The sequence below is a fragment of the Micromonospora sp. CNZ296 genome, assembly GCF_007827635.1.
On the sequence record NZ_VISW01000016.1, the window covers coordinates 72,595 to 91,464 of the forward strand.

19 protein-coding genes are annotated in these 18,870 nt (G+C 73.9%); 7 read left to right on the forward strand and 12 right to left on the reverse strand.

Features of this window, described 5'->3' with window-relative positions; translation table 11 throughout:
• The first annotated feature begins 7 nt into the window (after nt 1-7).
• The 4 genes from FB455_RS24695 (at nt 8) to FB455_RS24710 (ending at nt 4,267) form a co-directional block, all read left to right on the forward strand.
• The gene (locus FB455_RS24695; protein WP_145755051.1) at nt 8-985 is read left to right on the forward strand and encodes a LysR substrate-binding domain-containing protein; all 978 of its coding nucleotides are present in this window, start codon (nt 8-10) and stop codon (nt 983-985) included.
• A gap of 40 nt (nt 986-1,025) precedes the next feature.
• Nucleotides 1,026-2,204 (forward strand): endonuclease, encoded by a 1,179-nt coding sequence (locus tag FB455_RS24700; RefSeq protein WP_145755052.1) that lies wholly within the window; start codon nt 1,026-1,028, stop codon nt 2,202-2,204.
• 117 nt (nt 2,205-2,321) lie between these two features.
• Complete coding sequence (locus FB455_RS24705) at nt 2,322-3,176, forward strand: aldo/keto reductase (protein WP_145755053.1); 855 nt, start codon at nt 2,322-2,324, stop codon at nt 3,174-3,176.
• 107 nt (nt 3,177-3,283) lie between these two features.
• Entirely contained in the window at nt 3,284-4,267 is a 984-nt protein-coding gene (locus tag FB455_RS24710; protein ID WP_013284312.1) for an aldo/keto reductase, read from the forward strand.
• 45 nt (nt 4,268-4,312) lie between these two features.
• Here FB455_RS24710 and FB455_RS24715 read toward each other — a convergent pair whose 3' ends face one another.
• The 4 genes from FB455_RS24715 to FB455_RS24730 are packed head-to-tail and all read right to left on the reverse strand — an operon-like array spanning nt 4,313 to nt 7,833.
• Nucleotides 4,313-5,362: a hypothetical protein gene (locus tag FB455_RS24715; protein WP_013284311.1), complete on the reverse strand. Its 1,050-nt coding sequence runs from the start codon at nt 5,360-5,362 to the stop codon at nt 4,313-4,315.
• A complete protein-coding gene (locus FB455_RS24720; protein WP_013284310.1) occupies nt 5,359-5,859 on the reverse strand; it encodes a hypothetical protein in 501 nt (166 codons plus the stop codon). The genes FB455_RS24715 and FB455_RS24720 overlap by 4 nt, the downstream gene beginning before the upstream one ends.
• Nucleotides 5,860-5,875: 16 nt before the next feature.
• Entirely contained in the window at nt 5,876-7,255 is a 1,380-nt protein-coding gene (gene tnpB, locus FB455_RS24725) for an IS607 family element RNA-guided endonuclease TnpB (RefSeq protein ID WP_145755054.1), read from the reverse strand.
• Complete coding sequence (locus FB455_RS24730) at nt 7,252-7,833, reverse strand: IS607 family transposase (protein WP_047893371.1); 582 nt, start codon at nt 7,831-7,833, stop codon at nt 7,252-7,254. Before FB455_RS24730 ends, tnpB begins: the two co-directional genes overlap by 4 nt.
• A 406-nt stretch (nt 7,834-8,239) precedes the next feature.
• Here FB455_RS24730 and FB455_RS24735 point away from each other — a divergent pair, with 406 nt between their 5' ends.
• Nucleotides 8,240-9,253 carry a daunorubicin resistance protein DrrA family ABC transporter ATP-binding protein gene (locus FB455_RS24735; protein ID WP_013284309.1) on the forward strand — a complete coding sequence of 338 codons (1,014 nt, stop codon included), beginning with the start codon at nt 8,240-8,242 and terminating at the stop codon, nt 9,251-9,253.
• A complete protein-coding gene (locus FB455_RS24740; RefSeq protein WP_013284308.1) occupies nt 9,250-10,104 on the forward strand; it encodes an ABC transporter permease in 855 nt (284 codons plus the stop codon). The genes FB455_RS24735 and FB455_RS24740 overlap by 4 nt, the downstream gene beginning before the upstream one ends.
• 45 nt (nt 10,105-10,149) lie before the next feature.
• Here FB455_RS24740 and FB455_RS24745 read toward each other — a convergent pair whose 3' ends face one another.
• The 5 genes from FB455_RS24745 to FB455_RS24765 form a co-directional block, all read right to left on the reverse strand.
• Complete coding sequence (locus tag FB455_RS24745; protein ID WP_145755055.1) at nt 10,150-13,515, reverse strand: AAA family ATPase; 3,366 nt, start codon at nt 13,513-13,515, stop codon at nt 10,150-10,152.
• Nucleotides 13,516-13,559: 44 nt separating this feature from the next.
• Nucleotides 13,560-13,967 (reverse strand): hypothetical protein, encoded by a 408-nt coding sequence (locus tag FB455_RS24750; RefSeq protein WP_013284306.1) that lies wholly within the window; start codon nt 13,965-13,967, stop codon nt 13,560-13,562.
• Nucleotides 13,964-14,224 carry a class I SAM-dependent methyltransferase gene (locus tag FB455_RS24755; RefSeq protein ID WP_013284305.1) on the reverse strand — a complete coding sequence of 87 codons (261 nt, stop codon included), beginning with the start codon at nt 14,222-14,224 and terminating at the stop codon, nt 13,964-13,966. Before FB455_RS24755 ends, FB455_RS24750 begins: the two co-directional genes overlap by 4 nt.
• 13 nt (nt 14,225-14,237) lie before the next feature.
• Nucleotides 14,238-14,951 carry a hypothetical protein gene (locus tag FB455_RS24760; RefSeq protein ID WP_013284304.1) on the reverse strand — a complete coding sequence of 238 codons (714 nt, stop codon included), beginning with the start codon at nt 14,949-14,951 and terminating at the stop codon, nt 14,238-14,240.
• A 152-nt stretch (nt 14,952-15,103) separates the two neighbouring features.
• The gene (locus FB455_RS24765; RefSeq protein WP_244879723.1) at nt 15,104-15,493 is read right to left on the reverse strand and encodes a globin family protein; all 390 of its coding nucleotides are present in this window, start codon (nt 15,491-15,493) and stop codon (nt 15,104-15,106) included.
• Nucleotides 15,494-15,609: 116 nt separating this feature from the next.
• On the opposite strand from FB455_RS24765, the gene FB455_RS24770 reads away from it, so the two are divergent.
• Nucleotides 15,610-16,176 (forward strand): snapalysin family zinc-dependent metalloprotease, encoded by a 567-nt coding sequence (locus FB455_RS24770; protein WP_047891234.1) that lies wholly within the window; start codon nt 15,610-15,612, stop codon nt 16,174-16,176.
• 27 nt (nt 16,177-16,203) lie between these two features.
• On the opposite strand, the gene FB455_RS24775 is transcribed toward FB455_RS24770, so the two are convergent.
• From FB455_RS24775 to FB455_RS24785, 3 genes are read right to left on the reverse strand one after another with little or no spacing between them, the layout of a single operon-like run.
• Nucleotides 16,204-17,184 carry a hypothetical protein gene (locus FB455_RS24775; RefSeq protein WP_145755056.1) on the reverse strand — a complete coding sequence of 327 codons (981 nt, stop codon included), beginning with the start codon at nt 17,182-17,184 and terminating at the stop codon, nt 16,204-16,206.
• Nucleotides 17,181-18,530 (reverse strand): hypothetical protein, encoded by a 1,350-nt coding sequence (locus FB455_RS24780; RefSeq protein ID WP_145755057.1) that lies wholly within the window; start codon nt 18,528-18,530, stop codon nt 17,181-17,183. The genes FB455_RS24775 and FB455_RS24780 overlap by 4 nt, the downstream gene beginning before the upstream one ends.
• Nucleotides 18,527-18,832 (reverse strand): DUF6403 family protein, encoded by a 306-nt coding sequence (locus FB455_RS24785; RefSeq protein ID WP_030272971.1) that lies wholly within the window; start codon nt 18,830-18,832, stop codon nt 18,527-18,529. The genes FB455_RS24780 and FB455_RS24785 overlap by 4 nt, the downstream gene beginning before the upstream one ends.
• Nucleotides 18,833-18,870: the final 38 nt, after the last annotated feature.

Sequence of the window (18,870 nt, forward strand, 5' to 3'; positions counted from 1 at the left end):
TGCCCGGATGGACCTGCTGCGGCACCTGCGGCATTTCGTGGTGGTCGCCCGGGAACTGCACTTCGGCCGGGCCGCCGAGACTCTGGGCATGGCACAGCCGCCGCTGAGCCAGTCGATCCAGCGGTTGGAGCGGGAGCTGGGCGTCACCCTGTTCGACAGGTCACAGCGCCAGGTCGGCCTCACCACCGCCGGCCAGTTGCTGCTCGGCGAGGCCGACGAGCTGCTGGCCGGTGAACGCCGGCTGCGTCACCTCGCCGAGCGGGTCCGCCGGGGCGCGCTCGGGGTGCTGCGCGCCGGCGTACCCCCGGAGACCCCGGCCGTGACCTTGCGCGCGCTGCTCGACGCGCTCGCGGCCCGCGCGCCCGGGCTCGCCCTCGACCTGCACGAACTGACGAGCGCCGAGCAGCACCGGATGCTCACGGACGGGCGGCTGGACGTCGGCCTGCTGCACCATCCGGTCGACGGGGCCGGGCTGCGCTTCGGTGAGCCGGTGGACGTACCGGTGGGTGTGCTGCTGCCCCGGGCCTCGCCGCTGGCCCGGCCGCGGGAGATCGCGCTCGCCGATCTGGCCGGCATGGATCTGGTCACCGCGCCACCGGTCACCGCGCCCGGCTGGCACGAGCATCTGCTGACCGTGTGCCGGCAGCACGGTTTCGCCCCGGCCCGGGTCCGCCCCGCGCGCAACCCGGAGTTCCTGTTCGGTCTGCTCCTGGCCGGCGGTGCGGTCGCCGTCGAGCCCGCCGCGCTGGTCCGCCGGGAACCACGTGTCGCGTGGCGACCGATCACCGGTACGCCGCTGGTCCGGCGGATCTCCGCGGCCTGGCCGATCCGGGCGGCGCACCCGGCCGCGCCGATGTTCGGCCACCTCGCCACCGAGACGCTCGCCGCGCCCGACGAACCGGGCGGGCCGGCGCTCCTCGCCCCGGCGGCCCGGCCGTGGCCGGTGCTGTTCGAGGCCGGCCGGGACGAAAAGTTGGCCCGCTGACCTCCCGCAGTTCACCTCGATCCGACTAACATCGCTGATCATGAATATGAAGCGTGTCACCCGCTCGCGACCCGGGCGGTTGATCGCGGCGGTCGTGCTCGCCGTCGCGGTCGGTATCCCGCTCGGCGTGACCGGCGCCGCGTCGGCCGCGACACCCCTGACCGTGGCTCAGGCGCTCGCCGCCCAGGACGGCCGGACGGCCACCGTCACCGGCTACGTCATCGGCCAGCCCACCGCCACCAACACGGTGCTCACGTCCGGCTTCACCGCCGACACCGCGATCGCCCTCGCCGACCAGGCCGGCGAGACCGGCACCGGCCGGATGCTGTACGTGCAGGTGACGGCCGCCTGGCGGAGCACCTTCGGGCTGCTCACCAACCCGTCGCTGCGAGGGCGGCAGGTGACCGCGACCGGCGCGCTCACCGCGTACTTCAGCCACGGCGGGCTGAAGAACCCGACCGCGATGAGCCTCGGCGGCGGCGGCGCCACGCCGAGTCCCACGCCGACCCCGAGCCCGACCGGCACCGCCGGGCCGGACGCGTACTACGCGACCGCGGCCGGCAAGAGCGGGCCGGCGCTGCGCACCGCGCTGCACGGCATCATCAAGGTGCAGACGAAGCTCAGCTACGACCAGGTGTGGGACGCGCTCAAGGACACCGACCAGGATCCGGCCAACCCGGCGAACGTGGTCCTGCTCTACAGCGGACGGTCGCAGAGCAAGACGAGCAACGGCGGCGGCGCGAACGACTGGAACCGGGAGCACGTCTGGGCCAAGTCGCACGGCGACTTCGGCACCGCCACCGGGCCCGGCACCGACGTGCACCACCTGCGCCCGGAGGACGTGTCGGTCAACTCGTCGCGCGGCAACAAGGACTTCGACTCGGGCGGCGGCACGGTGGCCGAGGCGCCCGGCTGCTACACCAACGCCGACTCGTTCGAGCCGCGCGACGCGGTCAAGGGCGACGTGGCCCGCATGATCCTCTACATGGCGATCCGGTACGAGGGTGGCGACGGCTGGCCGGACCTGGAACCGAACGACTCGGTCTCCAACGGCTCCGCGCCCCGCCTCGGGCGGCTGTCGAAGCTGCTGGCCTGGAACGACCAGGATCCGCCGGACGCCTTCGAGAAGCGCCGCAACCAGCGCATCTACGAGCGCTGGCAGGGCAACCGCAACCCGTTCGTCGACCACCCCGAGTGGGCACGGTCGATCTGGGGTTGACGCTCGTCCCCGATGTGAGGAAGCGTCGCGAGCGGGTAGAGACATCCGGTTGGCACGGCCGGGGGCGGTCGGCACGGACGCGCCCCCGGGCACCGCACGATCGGAGATGAGGCTCTCATGGCCCAGAACGGCATTCCGGACATCGCACTCAACGACGGCAACACCATCCCGCAGCTCGGCTTCGGCGTCTTCCAGATCGAGCCGAAGGACACCGTCCGCGCCGTCGGCACCGCGCTGGAGGTCGGCTACCGGCACATCGACACCGCCCAGATGTACGGCAACGAGGCCGAGGTGGGTCAGGCGCTGCGTGCCTCCGGGCTGGACCGCGGCGAGGTCTTCGTCACCAGCAAGCTGAACAACGGCTTCCACCGCCCGGACGACGCCCGCAAGGCGTTCGAGCAGTCGCTGCGGGAGCTGAAGTTCGACTACCTCGACCTGTTCCTGATCCACTGGCCGCTGCCCACCCGCTACGACGGCGACTTCGTCTCCACCTGGAAGGTGCTGGAGGAGCTGCGTGACGCGGGCACGGTCCGGTCGATCGGCGTGTCCAACTTCCAGGTCGCCCACCTGGAGCGGCTGGCCGCCGAGGCGGACGTGGTGCCGGCGGTCAACCAGATCGAGGCGCACCCCTACCTCGGCAACGAGGAGGTGCGGGCGTACGACAAGGCGCACGGCATCCTCACCGAGGCGTGGTCGCCGATCGCGCAGGGCAAGGTGCTCGACGACCCGACAGTCGTCGACGTGGCCGAGCAGGTCGGCCGGACCCCGGCCCAGGTGGTGCTGCGCTGGCACGTGCAGCGCGGCGACATCGTCTTTCCGAAGTCGACCACGCCGAAGCGGATCGAGGAGAACTTCGCGATCTTCGACTTCACGCTCGACGACACCGCGATGGAGCGGCTCACCTCGCTGGACCGGGGCGAGGCCGGCCGGACGGGCCCGAACCCGGACGAGTTCGACTACATCCCGAGCTGAGCGTCACGCGTCGGAGGGGCCCCGGAATCCCGGGGCCCCTCCGTTGTTGACTTCGCGCGCACTCGAAGGGGCAGGGTGACCGGCAGAGCTCCGACGGGGAGGAAGACATGCGCTACCGCACCATCGGCACGGACCCGGCCACGCGTCGCGAGGTCAGTGTGCTGAGCCTCGGCGCGATGCTGTTCGGCACCGCCACCGACGAGGCCACCTCGTTCGCCATCCTCGACCGGTACGTCGAGGCGGGCGGCACCTTCATCGACACCTCGGACAACTACGCCTTCTGGCACAACGGGGGCCAGGGTGGCGAGAGCGAGGAGCTGCTCGGCCGCTGGCGGCGCAGCCGCGGAATCGGCGGCGAGGTGGTCATCGCCACGAAGCTCGGCGCCCGTCCGCTCGCGCCCGGCACCAGCTATGTGGACAACCCGGAAGGGCTGTCGGCCAAGGTGATCCGCGAGTCCGCCGAGCGCAGCCGGGAGCGCCTCGGCGTCGAGCGGATCGACCTGCTCTACGCCCACATCGAGGACCGGACGATCCCGATGCGGGAGACCGTGGAGGGCTTCGCCGAGTTGGTCGCCGAGGGCACGGTGGGGCTGCTGGGCGCCAGCAACCACCGCGCCTGGCGGGTCGAGCGGGCCCGTGCGCTCGCCGCCGCGGCCGGCCTGCCCGGGTACGAGGTGCTCCAGTACCACCGCAGCTACCTGCCCCGGCGGCTGGACGTGCCGAGCGAGCTGGACCCGGACGGCGACGTCGGCTGGGTCGGCCCCGACCTGCTCAGCTACCTGCGCACGGAGCCGCAGCTCACGCTGGTCGCGTACTCGCCGCTGCTGAAGGGCGCGTACGTCCGGCCGGAGCGGCTCGGCGAGGAGTACGTGGTGCCCGCCACCCCGGCCCGGCTGGCGGCGTTGCGGGCGGTGGCCGCCGAGACCGGTGCCACAGTCAACCAGGTGGTGCTGGCCTGGCTGACGGGCGGGGACATCCCGTCGATCCCGCTCGTCGGTCTCTCCTCGGTGGCGCAGCTGGAGGAGAGCCTTGCCGCCGTCGACCTGGAGCTGACCGCCGAGCAGCGGACCCGGCTGGACTCGGTGCGCTGACCGGCGCCGGGCCGGGTGGCTCGCACGCCACCCGGCCCGTGCCGCTCAACCGGCGGGGAACCGGTCGACAGCGACGTCGAGTCGCAGGGTGCCGGTGCCCGGCAGGGTCACCTCGGTGGCGTCGGCCGGGCGGGCCGCGCCGTCGTACCAGCCGGCGTACAGGACGTAGGGCGGCGTCCACAGCCACGCCACGGTGACCGGCTGGGGGCCGAGCACGCGCAGCGCGTACTCGCCGTCGCGATCCAGATCCAACGAATAGCCGATGACCTCACGGGTACGCGCGTTGCGCACCGTCAGCTCGGCGACCACCGGGCGGCCCTCCGGGTCGACGAGCCGGCCGGTGACCAGGACGCCACGCCGCACGGCGAGGTTGTAGACGGTGGTGGCGCCGGCCCGGACCGTGACCGGCACGGCCTTGCCCCGCAGGGCGAACCCGCCGGACCACTGGGCGGCGTTGTCGGCGGTGCTGAACAGCAGCGGCCAGGCGTACGGGCCGAGCCAGTCGATCCGGTAGCGGCCCTGCGCGTCCAGCTTCACACCCCAGTCCAGGAAGGAGCCCGACTCGGGCGCGAGCGTCACGGCGCCGGAGGTCGCCGGCCTGCCGGTGGCCGCGCTGGTCACGGTGCCGGTGACGACACCGGCGCGGTCGAGCCGGATCGGGGGCACGGTGACCGTCTGCCCGGCCCGGAGAGTGACCACCCGGGCCTGCTTCGCGTCGCCGGTGCCGCCGGTCGCGCCGACCCACTGCGCGCCGTACGCCGATCCGCCGGCGGGGCGGGCGAACAGGTTCCAGGAGCCGGCCGCGACCAGGCCGACGCGGACGTTCCCGGAGGCGTCGGAGCAGTACCGTCCCGGGTTGTCGGGGAGCTCGCCGGTACCGGCGGGCGTCGGCGTCACACAGGCCCCGGCGACGGGCGCGCCGGTCGCCGCGTCGACCACCCGGGAGACCACGTTCGCGGCCGGGGTCAGGACGACCACGGCGGTGCCGCTGCCGTCGGCCAGGACGTTCACCGTGGCGTAGCGGGGCAGGTGGGTGTCGTCGCGGGTGTAGACCCACACCTCCTGCGGGCCGGGGATCAGCGGCGGGACGGTCACCCGGGTGTCGCCGCACGGATTGCGCCGGGGTCGAGGAACACGCACAGCCCGTCGACCGCGGCGCCGGTGACCGCGTCGAGCGCCCGCAGGGTCGACCCGCTGGGCGCGAGCAGGCGCTCGGAGACCTCCGTCGTGTCCCCCGCGGACACCCGGACCGTTCCGGCCTGCGCCCAGCTGGTCCGGCCCGGCACCCACTGCCTGAGTACCTCGTCGTCCTGGCCGTCGCTGTACACCGGGGTGACAGCGATCTTGTAGTCGCCGGCCGGCACCTCCACGCTGAGCTGCCCGGACTCGTCCAGCGGCAGGAGGTCCTTGTCGTAGCTGCTGTCGGCGGCCGTCACGGCGACGTTACCGGCGGCCGGGCTGCCGTCGAGCCTGCTGACGGTCAGGTGGAGCACGCCTGCCGGATCCGCCGCCGCACCGGCGGCGGTGGGTGCGGCGGTGACGGCCAGGGCCGCCACGGCGAGTGCGCCGAGCACTCTTCGGACGATGGACACGGTGGACCGTTACCTTTCAGTGCGCTCTAGCGAACGCGCGGATGGTAGTCCTGCCTTGTGGTAGGACGGTCCCGGTCTGACCCGCGGATGCGGTGCCGGGTTGACGTTTCACGGACACCTGCCCGCGTATGCGGGTCTTCCGGTCGTCTCCACGTCCTGCCACCGGGCCACTCCCGGCGGTGTCGAACTCAGCCGCCAGCGCGGCCAGGTTACGGGCGGCGTTGCGGTCACGGTCGATGACCAGACCGCACGCCTCGCATTCGTACTCGCGCTCGTGCAGGGCGAGTTTGGTTTTCACCGCGCCGCAGCCCGAGCAGGTCTTCGAGGACGGATACCAGCGGTCGGCCAGCAGCAGCCGACCACCGTTCCATTCGGTCTTGTACGTCAGTTGGCGGCGAATCTCCGCGAACCCGGCGTCAGCGATGTGCCGGGCCAGCCTGCGGTTGGCGAGCATCCCGGTCACGTTGAGGTCTTCGACCACCACCGTGCCGTGCTCGCGGGCGAGGCGGGTGGTGAGCTTGTGCAGCCCGTCGCGGCGCAGGTTCGCCACCCGGGCGTGCGCACGGCCGAGCCGAGTCGCAGCCTGTTCCCACCGCTTAGACGCCCGTCTGCCGGTGCGTCGGTCCGGGCCGGTCTTACGCGACAGCGCACGGCCGAGCACGCGCATCCGCTGCTGCGCGGCCAGGAGGTGACGTGGGTTATCGACCATCTCGCCGGTAGACAGGACCGCGAGGTGCTTGATGCCGACATCCACGCCGACGACCGAGGAGGGGTGCGCCGGTTGGCGCTCGGTGCGCTCGACCTCCACGGTGAAGGAGACGTGCCACCGGCCGCCGTCGCGGCGCACGGTTGCGGACATGATCCGGGCGGTGCCGTTGTCCAGGCGGCGGGCGAGTTTGCGGGCGGACTCGTGCAACTTCAGGCGGCCCAGCCGGGGCAGCACCACATGCTTTCGGTCGGGTTCGACCCGGATCGCCCCGGTGGTGAACCGCACGCTCGGTGTGGCGCGGCGGCGGGACTTGAACCGGGGGAAGCCGACCGGTTTCCCGGCTCGTTTGCCGTTACGGGAGTCGGCCCAGTTCTTCAACCCGCGAGCGAGCGCGTCGAGGCCGGTGTTGAACGCCTCCTTCGACACCTCGCCCCACCACGGCGCGACGTCGCCCTTCGCGTGGTTCCATGCCTTACGCAGCCCGGCCAGGGACCAGGACAGCGACGGCGTCAACAGGTCGTCCTGAACGCCGTACGAGCGTTCGGCGGCCCGCTGGTCCATGACGGCCTTGACCTTCGCGAGCGCCCAGTTGTGAGCGACGCGGGCCGCCCCCGCGTGGGCAAGAACATTGCGTTCCTGGCCGGAGGTGAGGTCGAGGGCGAACCGGTACGCCTGGATCGTTCTCACGCCGGACTTTCCTCGGTGGCAGCCTCGACCGCGCGGCGAGCGCGGTTAGCGGCGGCGCGGCGGCCGTAGAGACGGGCGCATAGTGAGGTCAGGATCTCGGTGACGTCGCGGACCAGGTCGTCGTCGACCTCCGCCGGGTCCACGACGAGCAACCGGCGGCCCTGCGCTGAGAGAGCAGCCTCAACGTATTCGGCGCCGAAGCGGGCGAACCGATCACGGTGTTCGACCACGATCGTTGATACAGCCGGGTCGCGCAGCAGGGCGAGGAACTTCTTGCGGTGCCCGTTGAGTGCGGAGCCGACCTCGGTCACCACCCGGTCCACACCGAGTTTCTGGCCGGTGGCCCAGACGGTCACCCGAGCGACCTGTCGATCCAGGTCGGGCTTTTGATCGGCGGACGACACGCGGGCGTACACGACCGTCTGCCCGGTTCCGGCCGGCGTGCCGGTGACCGGCTCTCCGACCATGATCAGGCGGCCGATCCGGTATGTGGGAACGGGCAGCGTCCCGGCTGCGTACTGCCGCCGAGCGGTGATGTACGCGATGCCGGTCGACGCCGCCCATTCCTTCAGGTTCACCCGATCACTATAGCTTCCCCAAGAGCGCCAAAGATGCACGAAACAGCAACAGTTTGTTACCCCTCTCGGTTTCAATGCGCAGAGAGGCGTCCGCGTAACCACAACCGGGACGCGCCCCCGTGCGTCGGATGCCGGCGCAGCATATGGCAGGCGATCGATCAAGCACTGTCCACGATCGGTCATCCGGCGGGCTGCTGCGGGAACGGTCATAACCCCGCCTTCCTCCCGTACCGGCCGTCGTCGGCCGGGAATCGCCACCGCCAGATCGGATCTGGCGGGCCGTCTGGCGCCTTCGGGGTGAGGCCGGCACAACACCACAGCTTCCCGGCCTCGTTGAAACAGGCGATCGGTCGGGCGGCACACCCGTACGGCTGTCGAGAACACCGACGAGGAGAGGTAGCGATTCATGAGCAACCGGAACACCGGCCTGGCCGTCGAGGCCGAGGGCCTGGTCCGGTCCTTCGGTTCGACCCGGGCACTCGACGGGCTGGACCTGCGGGTTCCCGCCGGCACCGTCTACGGAGTGCTGGGCCCGAACGGCGCCGGGAAGACCACCGCCGTACGGGTGCTGGCGACGCTGTTGCGCCCGGACGGCGGCACGGCCCGGGTCTTCGGACACGACGTGGTGCGTGACGCCGACGCGGTGCGCTCCCGGGTGAGCCTGACCGGCCAGTACGCCTCGCTGGACGAGGACCTGACCGGGGCGGAGAACCTGGTCCTGCTGGGCCGACTGCTCGGGCTGGGCCGGTCCGGCGCCCGGGACCGGGCCGAGCAGCTGCTCGCCGCGTTCGGGCTGACCGAGGCGGCGGGACGGCAGGTGAAGAAGTACTCCGGCGGGATGCGGCGGCGCATCGACATCGCCGCGAGCATCCTCAACACCCCGGACCTGCTGTTCCTCGACGAGCCGACCACCGGGCTGGACCCGCGCAGCCGCAACCAGGTGTGGGCGATCGTGCGGGCTGTGGTGGCGTACGGCACGACGGTGCTGCTGACCACGCAGTACCTGGACGAGGCGGACCAGCTCGCCGGCCGGATCGCTGTGGTCGACCACGGCCGGGTGATCGCGGAGGGCACCCCGGGCGAGTTGAAGGCGTCGATCGGCGCGGGCAGCGTCCACATCCGGCTGCGCGATCCGGGGCAGCGGCCGCAGGCCGAGCAGGTGCTGCGGGCGTCGCTCGGCGTACCGGTGCAGCTCGCCGCGGACCCGGCGGCGCTGACCGCCCGCGTCGGCGAGCACGGCACCGACCTGGAGGCGGGTACGCAGGCGGCGCGGGCGCTCGGCGAGCTGGCCGCCGCCGGCATCGTGGTGGACGACTTCTCCCTCGGCCAGCCCAGCCTGGACGAGGTCTTCCTGGCCCTGACCGACCACCCGGCCGTCCCGGCGGACGAGCGGGACGACGAACTGGAGACGGCGCGATGAGCGACACCGCGATCACCACCGGGCGGGCGCCGTCCGTCTACATGCCGTCCGCCGAGGCGCTGGCCACTGTGCTCGCCCCGGCCGAGCGGCCGGCCCGGCCCGGCGCGCTGTCGGCGTCGCTGACGTTCGGCTGGCGCGCGCTGCTGAAGATCAAGCACGTGCCCGAGCAGCTGTTCGACGTGACCGCGTTCCCGATCATCATGGTGCTGATGTTCACGTACCTGTTCGGTGGCGCGCTCGCCGACAGCCCGCGTGCGTACCTCCAGTTCTTCCTGCCCGGCATCATGGTCACGAGCGTCGTGATGATCACCATGTACACCGGGGTCGGGCTCAACAGCGACATCGAGAAGGGCGTCTTCGACCGGATCCGTACGCTGCCGGTCTGGCGGCCGTCGGCGCTCGTCGGGATGATCTTCGGCGACGTGCTGCGCTACGTCCTGGCCGCCGTGGTCATCCTCACCGTGGGCGTGGTGCTCGGCTTCCGTCCCGACGGCGGGCTGCTCGGGGTGCTGGCCGGAATCGGGCTGCTGGTGGTCTTCTCGTTCGCGTTCTCCTGGGTGTGGACGTTCTTCGGCCTGGTGCTGCGCAGCGAGAAGTCGGTGATGGGGACCAGCATGATGGTGCTGTTCCCGCTGACGTTCCTGAGCAACGTGTTCGTCGACCCGTCCACCATGCCCGGTTGGCTGCAGGCGTTCGTCAAGGTCAACCCGATCACCCAGCTCGTCACCTCGGTCCGAGCGGCGATGGCCGGCTCGATGGACGGCCCGAGCACCATGTGGATGCTGCTCTGGAGCGCCCTCTTCGTGGTCGTGTTCGGCACGCTGACGATGTACCGCTACAACCGTCGCTGACGTGACACCGGTGGCGGGGTCCACACGGCCCCGCCACCTCGCCGGTCAGAGCCGCCAGGGCACCGGCTCGGCCGGCTGGTACCGGCAGGCGCCGCCGGTGGTGACCGACTCGCGCAGGTGGGCGGCGAGCGCCGGATGCCGCTCGCCGATGCGGCGCAGGGTGTCCCGGATCCGCCCGGTCACCGCCTTGCGCGCCCGTTCCGCCTGGTCACCGAGACGCCGGCTGCGCCCGGCCAGCCCGGCGGCGGCACGCAACTGGTCGAGCAGCGCCGCGCGCTCGGCGTCCAGCTCGGCCAGCCGCCGCCCGTCGTCGCGCGTCGCAGCCCGGTCGATCTCGTCGTCGAGCCGCCGCAGGTGCCGTCGGTAGCGGGCCTTCGCCTCGTCGTCGAGCACCGGATCGGCGCCGAGGCGGCGCGCGGCGGCGAGTTCCGGGCCGGCCGCCGGGTCGAGCAGTTCGACGGCGGGCACGTCCGTGCCGGGCCGGCTCAGCAGCAGCCGCAGGTCGTGCAGCCCTTTGGCGTCGGGCAGGTGCACCACGACGCCGTCGTACGCGAGGCGCCACACCGGCCCGTCCGGCCGGAACTCGGGCCGGATCACGTCCGCGCCGCCCGCGCCGGGGTCGGGCGGCCGTGCGTTGCCGTGGACGGCACCCGCCCGGGACAGACCCGACGCGGCGCGGCGGCCGGGCGACGACGACGACGCGACCAGAGCCGGGGCGCCCGCGCCGAGCCGGACCGCCACCGGCGCGACCACGGCGGAGGCCGCCGCCGGGGCGGGAGCCGTCGCGCCCAGCCGGTCCACCACCTGGACCATGCCCAGCGTCCGCGCCTCGGCCACCGTCTCGGCCCGCAGCCGCCACGCCTCGGCCGCGTCGCCCGGCCCGTCGCGCCCGGCGAGCGCGCCCACCAGCCCGGCCCGGGCCAGCACCGACCAGGGCCGGGCGCCCAGCCGGTCCGCGGCGTCCCGGGCCGCCCGGTAACAGTCGATCGCGTCGTCCCACCGGCCCTCGGCCGCGTCCGCCATGGCCAGCCACAGGTCGACCGGGCCACCGATGTCGCACCCGAACAGCGCCGCCGTCCACTGCCCGCGGTGCGGGGCCAGGGCGGCCCGCACCTCCGCGCACCGGGCCGGGTCGCCGTCCACGGCCGCCGCCTGCGCCCGCAGGCGCAGCCACAGCGGCGACACCGACCGGGGGTACGCGGTGCCCGCGGCCTCGATCGCGGCGGTGAGCCGAAGCACGGTGGCCGCGTCGCCGCGCTCGGCGGCGGTGATCGCCCGGAGCAGCTCGGCCTGCGGGTGCGCGGCGCCCACCCGGTCGAGCACCGCCTCGGCCTCGGTGAGGCGGCCGTACAGCAGCAGCACCGACCAGCGCATGTGGTGCGTCATGAACGCGTGGTCGGAGTGCGCCGACTCGCGGTAGCTCTCCGCCTCGGCGAAGCACGCCTCGGCGGTGGCGAGGTCACCCCGGAACGCGGCGATGATCGCGCTGTCCGCGGTCGCCGCCACCCGCTGCCGGGCCACGTCGCCGCGTCGCGCGCCGGTCACGAACGCGGTCAGCTCGTGCCGGTAGCCCGGATCGCCCAGCTCCAGCAACGCGACCCAGCGCAGCGCCGTGGCCCACAGCTCGGTCTCCCGGTCGCCGCTACGACGGGCCACCTCGCGGATCTCAGCGGTCACCACGGCTCGTTCGTGCGCGGTGCCGAGCCCCCAGGTGGTGTCGTGGCGGGCCCACAGGCTGAAGGTGAGCGCCTCGTCGTCGCGGCCGTGCCGGGCGAGCGTCTCGGTGGCCGTGATCAGGTCGGTGACCAGCGCGCGTACCGGCCGCTCCGGCTCCGGTTCCGCGATCAACCGCCGGTACGCCTCCCGGACCAGCTCGGCGGCGTCGAGCCTGCGGCGGGTGGCGGAGTGCTGCCGGTGCGCGATGAGCGCCACCCGGGTCAGCACGCCGGGATCGGGCAGTTCCCGGGCCAGCGCGGCGGCCTCGGCCAGCAGCCGCTCGACCTCGGCCGGTGGGCCGGCGTGGTGCAACAGCCCGGCCAGTTCCAGCAGCACCCGGACCCGCCGGCCGGGCTCGCCGGCCAGTTCCAGCGCGCGCCGGTAGTGCCGTACCGACTCGTCCACAGCGATCCGGCCCCCGGCGTCGCGGGCGGCGGCCAGCAGCAGGTCACCGGCGCGTTCCGGCTCCAGCTCGGCGCCGGCCAGCCAGGCGTGCCGGGCCAGGTGGGCCGGGCTGAGCGCGCCGGCGAGCGCGTCCGACCGGTCGACGGCCCGGACCACAGCCGCGTGCCGGGCCCGCCGATCGTCGTCGGCCAGTCCGTCGTAGAGCGTCTCGCGGACCAGGTCGTGCACGAAGACGAAGCGTCCGTCGCTCCGGGGCAGCACCAGCCGGGCCGCGGCGGCGCGGCCGAGCAACCGGTCGACCTGCGCGACCGGGGCGGGTACGCAGGCGGCGAGCGTCAGCCTGTCGAACTCGCGGCCGAGCACCGCGGCCACCGTGAGCGCCTCGACCACCGGGGCGGGCAGCTGGTCGAGCCGACGGCGCACCACCTCCCGTACGCCGGGGGCGACGGTGTCGGTGAGGCCGTGGGTGTGCCAGAGCCGGGCGGTCTGCTCCACGAAGAACGGGTTCCCGCCGGTGCGCCGGTGCACCTCGGCGACCAGGCTCGCGTCGGGCTCCCGGCCGGCGGTGCGGGCCATCAGCGCGGCCACCTCGGCGCGATCGAGCCCGGCGAGCGTGACTGTGGTCGCCTTGGCGGTGAGCGGCAGCAGCCACGGCCGCAGCGGGTGCTCGACGGATTCGACTTCGGCGTCCCGGTAGGTGCCGATCAGCAGCAACCGCTCGAACCAGGCGTGCTGGGTGACGAACTGGAGCAGCCGCAGCGACGCCGGGTCGGCCCAGTGCAGGTCGTCGAAGACCACGGCGACCGGGCGGTGCTGGGCGACGGCGACCAGGGCGGCGGTCACCGCGTCGTGCCTGTCGAACTCGGCCCGGCCCGCGTCGCCCGGCTCGGCCACGTGCGTGTCGCCGGGCTCGGTCGGGTCGCCCGGCTCGGTCGCCTCCGCGGTGTCACCCGCCGCGCGCTCGCCGAGCAGTGCCGCCAGGCCCGCGTCGGCCGCCTCCCGCACCCCGCGCCGGTCGTCGGCGGACCGGGCCAGCCGCCGCAGGACCTGCACCCACGGCCAGTAGTCGGGTGCGGTGTCGGAGTCCCAGCAGGCGGCGCCGAGCACCAGCGCCCCGCTGCGACGGGCCTCGTCGGCGGCGGCCGAGACCAGTGTGGTCTTGCCGATGCCCGGCTCGCCGGTGACCAGGACGAGACCGCCGTGGCTGTCGACCAGCCGGGCCACCTCGGCGCGCAGCAGCGCAGCGGGATGCTCCCGCCCGATGATGTGTTGGCCGAACCTCGGCTCCATGACCTCACGACGCTAGTCGAAGGGTCCGACAAACCGGGGAGCGTTCAGATCCGCGCGTCGGTGACGACGTGCGCGCACGCCGGACAGGCGGCCGGTCCCTGTTCGGCGAACCACCGGCAGGTACGCCGGATCGCGCACTTCGGCAGCGTCTCCTCCGCGGGCGGGGCGGTCTCGGCGTACGAGGCGGCCATCCGGGCGCCCAGCCCGCAGTGCGAGCCGGTCCAGAAGCCGCAGGACGAGGTGACGCACGGGCCGGCGAGCCGGGCCCGCGACTCGATCGGCTCGTCGGAGTCACCGAGCCCGGCGAGCGCCACCTCGGCCGGTACGGCCGGGGTCACGTAGGCCACCCGGCCCGCCGGAGTGATCATGCCGAGGAACACGGTGGCGTTCGACGCCGGGGTGCTCGGGCACATCCGCTCCGGCGTGCCGGCCGGCCGGGCGGCGTCGGTCACCGCTGGATCCAGAACCCGATGTCGTTGATCTTCTGCCCGAGGTCCTGGGCGAACGGGCCGTCGATGACCCAGAGGCCGTACCACTCGGGACGCAGCTTGATGTTGCCGTGACCGACGGTCAGCGGGTTGGTCAGCTTGGCGTCGGCGGTACGCAGGGCGGCCAGGCCGGCCTTCTGGATCTCCGCGGCGATCAGGGTCTGCTGCTCGGGGCTCAGGTCGACGCCGTCGACCACGAAGCGGAACTCGTTGCGGGCCATGTGCTACCTCCGGTCACTCGTACGATTCGGTGCCCAGCCCGCGACGCAGGCTGGTGCGGGTGAAGGCCGCCCAGCCGGCGTGCGAGGCGGCGTCGGTGCGGTGCCCGGCGCGGGCGAGCACCCGGGCGGCGTGCTCCGCCCAGCGGTGGACGGTCGCCGCCGCGTCGCCCCACAGTTCGCGGCAGGCCGCGACCGCGAAGGCGACCTGTTCCGGCGCGCCGGTGAACCCGGCGGGTCCGTCGGCGACCCGGATCGTGCCGTCCGGGCGGACCCGCACGCTCGGGAAGTGGTGGTGCAGGCTGGCCAGCGTGGCCAGGTGGGTGGCGTCCCGCCGGCCGGCGGCGAAGCCGGCGCGCAGCTCGTCGTCGCGGCGGTGCCGGATCCCGTGCAGCACCAGCGCGTCGCCGGCCGCCTCGATCCGGGCGACCACCTGCACCGGCACGCTCCAGGCCGACGGCGAGTTCGCCGACCAGAACGCCAGCCAGGCGGCGAGCCGGGCGTGGAAGTCGGCCTGGACGGCGACCGCGAGCGCGGACCCGTCGGGCGCGCGCAGCGCGGCGGTGGCGATGCGATCCCTGGTGATGAGCGGCGTCGCGGGGCGGCTCGGAGCGGCCGCCGCGGCGCCGGTGGTGGAGGCGACGGCCAGGCCGGTCACTGTGACCGCCGAGGCCGCCGCCGCGCCGGCGAGCAGTCGCCGACGGTCGAATGGGTGTCCGTTGTCGTTCATCGTCGGCCCTTCGTCGACGGCAGTGGCCCGACGTTATCGACCGGAAGCGATCAGGAAAACACCCTGTGTGACGGGAGGTCGACAGGAAAGCCGGGGATACCCGGCGGCGTGAACGACTGTTCCTGTGCCGCATTCACGCGACCCGCCGTCGCTCAGGCGCGGAGCAACCCGGCGACGGCCCGCTGCGCGTCGACGACCGTCGCCGCCGGCAGATCGAGCGCCCAGAGCGCGGCGGCCAGGTAGTCCAGGACGCGCCAGCGCTGCTCCCCGGTCAGCGGCGGGCGCCGCGATCCACCGAGGGCCGGTCCGCCGGCGTCCGCGGGGTCGCCGTCCGGACCCCGCCGCACCCCGCCGAGCGCCGCGCCCAGCCGGGCGGTGAACAGCGCGGCGAGCCGCTGGCGGTCCACCCCGATCAGGTACGGCGCCAACTCCGCGTCGGCCGCGATCAGCCGCAGCCAGCGGTGCACCGCCGCGCGCACGGCGACCGGGCCGAGCCGGTCGCGGGGCTCGCGGGAACAGGTCGCCACCTCCGTGGTCCGCACGACCAGGGGTACGGATGATCGAGTCCGGTCAGTTCATCGCAACCCTTGATATCGATGAATACCTATCTATAGGCTGGCGGCGTTCCGCTCACCCCCCATCCCAAGGAGTGTGAACCATGCGTAAGCCCAAGCTGTCCCGGATCCTCGCCACCCTCGCGGCCGCGACGCTGGCAGCGCTCGGCGCGGTAGCCGTCAACCCGGCTCCGGCCTCCGCCGCCGTCCGCAACGTCTGCTACAACATCAGCCAGGCCGGCCCGTTCGCCAACACGGCGGTGCAGGCGGCGGCGATCTGGAACAACTACACGAACAACATCAACATGGCCCAGTGCGGGTCCAACCTGCGGATCACCTACACCTACGGCGGCGGCTCGTACGCCCAGCGCACCAGCCTCGGCAACGGCCGCGTGGTGATCGACTACTACCAGGCCCAGCAGTACTCGGCGCTGCGCATCATGACGCACGAGATCGGCCACATCCTCGGCCTGCCGGACAACTACAACGGCAACTGCGCCATCCTGATGTCCGGTGGCAGCGCCGGCACGAGCTGCACCAACCCGTACCCCAGCTCCACCGAGGCCGCCCGGGTCGACTCGCTGTTCGGCTTCGCCGCCCGCAGCGCGACGCCCGCCCAGGTCTTCACCGGCAGCTGGCCGGCCGCCTCGACGGTGGGCGCCCAGCGCTGACGACGCAGTGACGACGGGGTCGGCGGGTCACCGCCGGCCCCGTCCGCGCGTCCCGCGCCGACCCGACGCGGCGTCGTCGGCGAGATCCGCCGCACGGCGGCTCAGCCCTTCGACCCGCTCCCGGAGCCGGCGCAGCGCCTCGGCGTTCCCGTCCACGTCGGAAACCTCGTCGAGCAGGCCGACGTAGTCGGCGGCCAGCCGCCGGTGCGCCGGGGCGACCGGCCCGGCGTACCGGTCCAGGTCGATGATCTGCTGGGCGAGAACCGCGGTGGCGGCGCCGAGCGCGGCCCGCTCGTCGGCGCGTGCGTCCCGCCCGGCCCGGCGCGCGTCGGCCAGGCGTCCGGCCCGCCGGCCGCCCAGCCAGAGCACCGCCGCACCGGCCACGACCCCGGCCACCGCGCCGCCGGCCAGCAGATACCGGGGCAGCGACGGGCTGATGGTACGGGCGCCGTCAGGCACCAGACCGGCCCGGACCAGCCGGTCGTAGTTGAGCACGATCACCTTCAGCGCCTCGACCGGCCGGTCCACGAACGCATCGGCGCCCCGGCTGATCGTGGTCTCGGCGACCATGGCCCGCCCGAGGTCACGCGGGCCGTCGCCGCCGAGGCGGGAGCAGCCGTACGTGTCCCAGTCCTCGCCGTCGCGGCTCATCGCCAGCACCAGCGTGCCCTGGGTGGCGCGTTCGGTGTCGTCGCACGCCTCCCGCAGGTCGGCGCCCGGCTCCATGATCAGCACCACCAGCCGCCGGTTGCCGATGACCCGTTCGGCGGCGGCCCGGTCCAGGTCCACTCCGGGCGCCGCGTAGACCGAGGAGCCGCGTACCTGCCGGGCGGCCGGACCGTCCAGGATGCCTCCGGTCCACAGCGCCCAGCCGGCCAGCGCCAGGCAGGCGAGCACCGCACGGCCGAACGCGGTGCCGACCAGGCGGCCGAGCAGCCGGCGCGGGCCGGTCGCCGCCACGCCACGACGGGTCGCCGTCCGCCCGGGACGGGTCGCGACGCGGCTCACGACAGCCTCGTCCGCAGGTAGACGTCCGGCCGGTAGCCGGGCATCCGCACGTCTTGGGCCACGTCGTCCAGCTCGGCCGCCGCGTCGGCGAGCAGTTCGCGTACGTGCCGGTCGGGCAACCCCTCGTCGAACGCGTCCCGGGCCGCCCGCAACCGGCCGACGCCCCGGACCAGCGCCGGGTCGCTGCGCGCATCGGTGAGCAGCGACAACTCCACAGCCAGCGCGGAGAGCCCGGCCAGCCGGGCCGGCGTGCCACCCGGACCGACGTCGGCCGGACGGCGGCCGGCCCCCCGCACGGTACGGATCGACAGCACCACGAAACCCGCCACGCACCCGGCGAAGATCCAGGGCAGCGCCGGCAACGCCACCCGCAGCGGGTCGAACGGCCGGTACGGCAGCGGGCGGTCGAACAGCCCCGCGTACCGCACGTCGGTGACCTGGGCCAGATACGCGCCGAGCACGTTCTGCTGGGGATAGGCGTAACGGCCGAGCCGTCCGCCGAACTGGGCGTAGAAGCTCGCGCCGGCCACCTCGGCGAACGACGCCGCACCCGGACCGTGGTACTCGATCCAGTCGCCGTACATCACCACCAGCGGCTGGTCCGGGGCGAGCCGGTGCAGCGCCGGCCCGTACGCGGGCAACGGCTCGCCGTACGGCTGGGCGGGCAGCACCACGAACCAGGCGCCGTCCGGGAACGCGGCGCTCGCCGCCTTCTCCGGCAGCTCGGGCAGCGTGGCGCCGGTGCCCACGTACCGGCCGGTGGCGCGCAGCGCGGCGACCACCGGGGCCAGTTCCGGGCCGGTCGGCTCCCGCCAGCGCAGGTCGTCGCCGTCCTGCGGGGTCGGCTGGTCGTGCAGCGCGGCCAGCAGCGCGAGCACCGAGCCGGTCACGTCGCCGGTGGCGAACCGGGCCCGCCAGCCCGGCAGGTCGTCCGGCGAGGCCACGTAGAGCCCGCCGCTGACCTCGGTGCCGACGATCCGGATCTCGGCGTTCTCCACGTCCTTCACCCGCCGGCGTTCGGCCTCGTCCAGACCGGGCGGGGCGACCAGGATGCGGGTGCCCCGGTCACCGACGGCGGCCCGGACCCGCTGCTCGTCCCAGCGCGCGACAGCGCCCGGCAGCCGGACCACCGGATCGGCGGCCACGAGCGCCGTCATCTCCTCGACCGAGGGCACGCTCGCGTCGCTCAACTCCCCGGCCGAGCCCTCGGGCAGCGCGGCCGTCGACGGGGAACGCCCGTAGCTGACCTCCACGCTCTGCCGCTGCGCCACCAGGAACACCACGAGCACCGCCGCCGCGGCGGCCAGCAGCGACCAGCGCAGCAGCTCCCGGCGTACCCTCGTCACCGCCCGGCCCGCCACAGCTCGTCGGCGCGGCGGGCGTGCTCGGCCGCCGCGCGGGCCGCGTCGGCGCCGCCGCGGGCGGCGGCGAGCATCTCGGCGTGGGCCAGCAGCCGCTCGGCCTCCGGCACCGTCGTCGAAGACGCGTCCCGGCTGACTGTGGCGTCGTGGATCGCCGCCCGCGCCGACGACCAGGCGACCCGCCGGCCCTCGGCCCGGACGCGGCGCCGGGGCAGCGACACGGCGAGGAAACCGGCGGCCACCGCCACCACTCCCCCGCCCAGCCAGGGCAGCACGCTCGCGGTCATGATCCCTGTCTAACGCACCGCCGCCAGCGCCGCGCGCC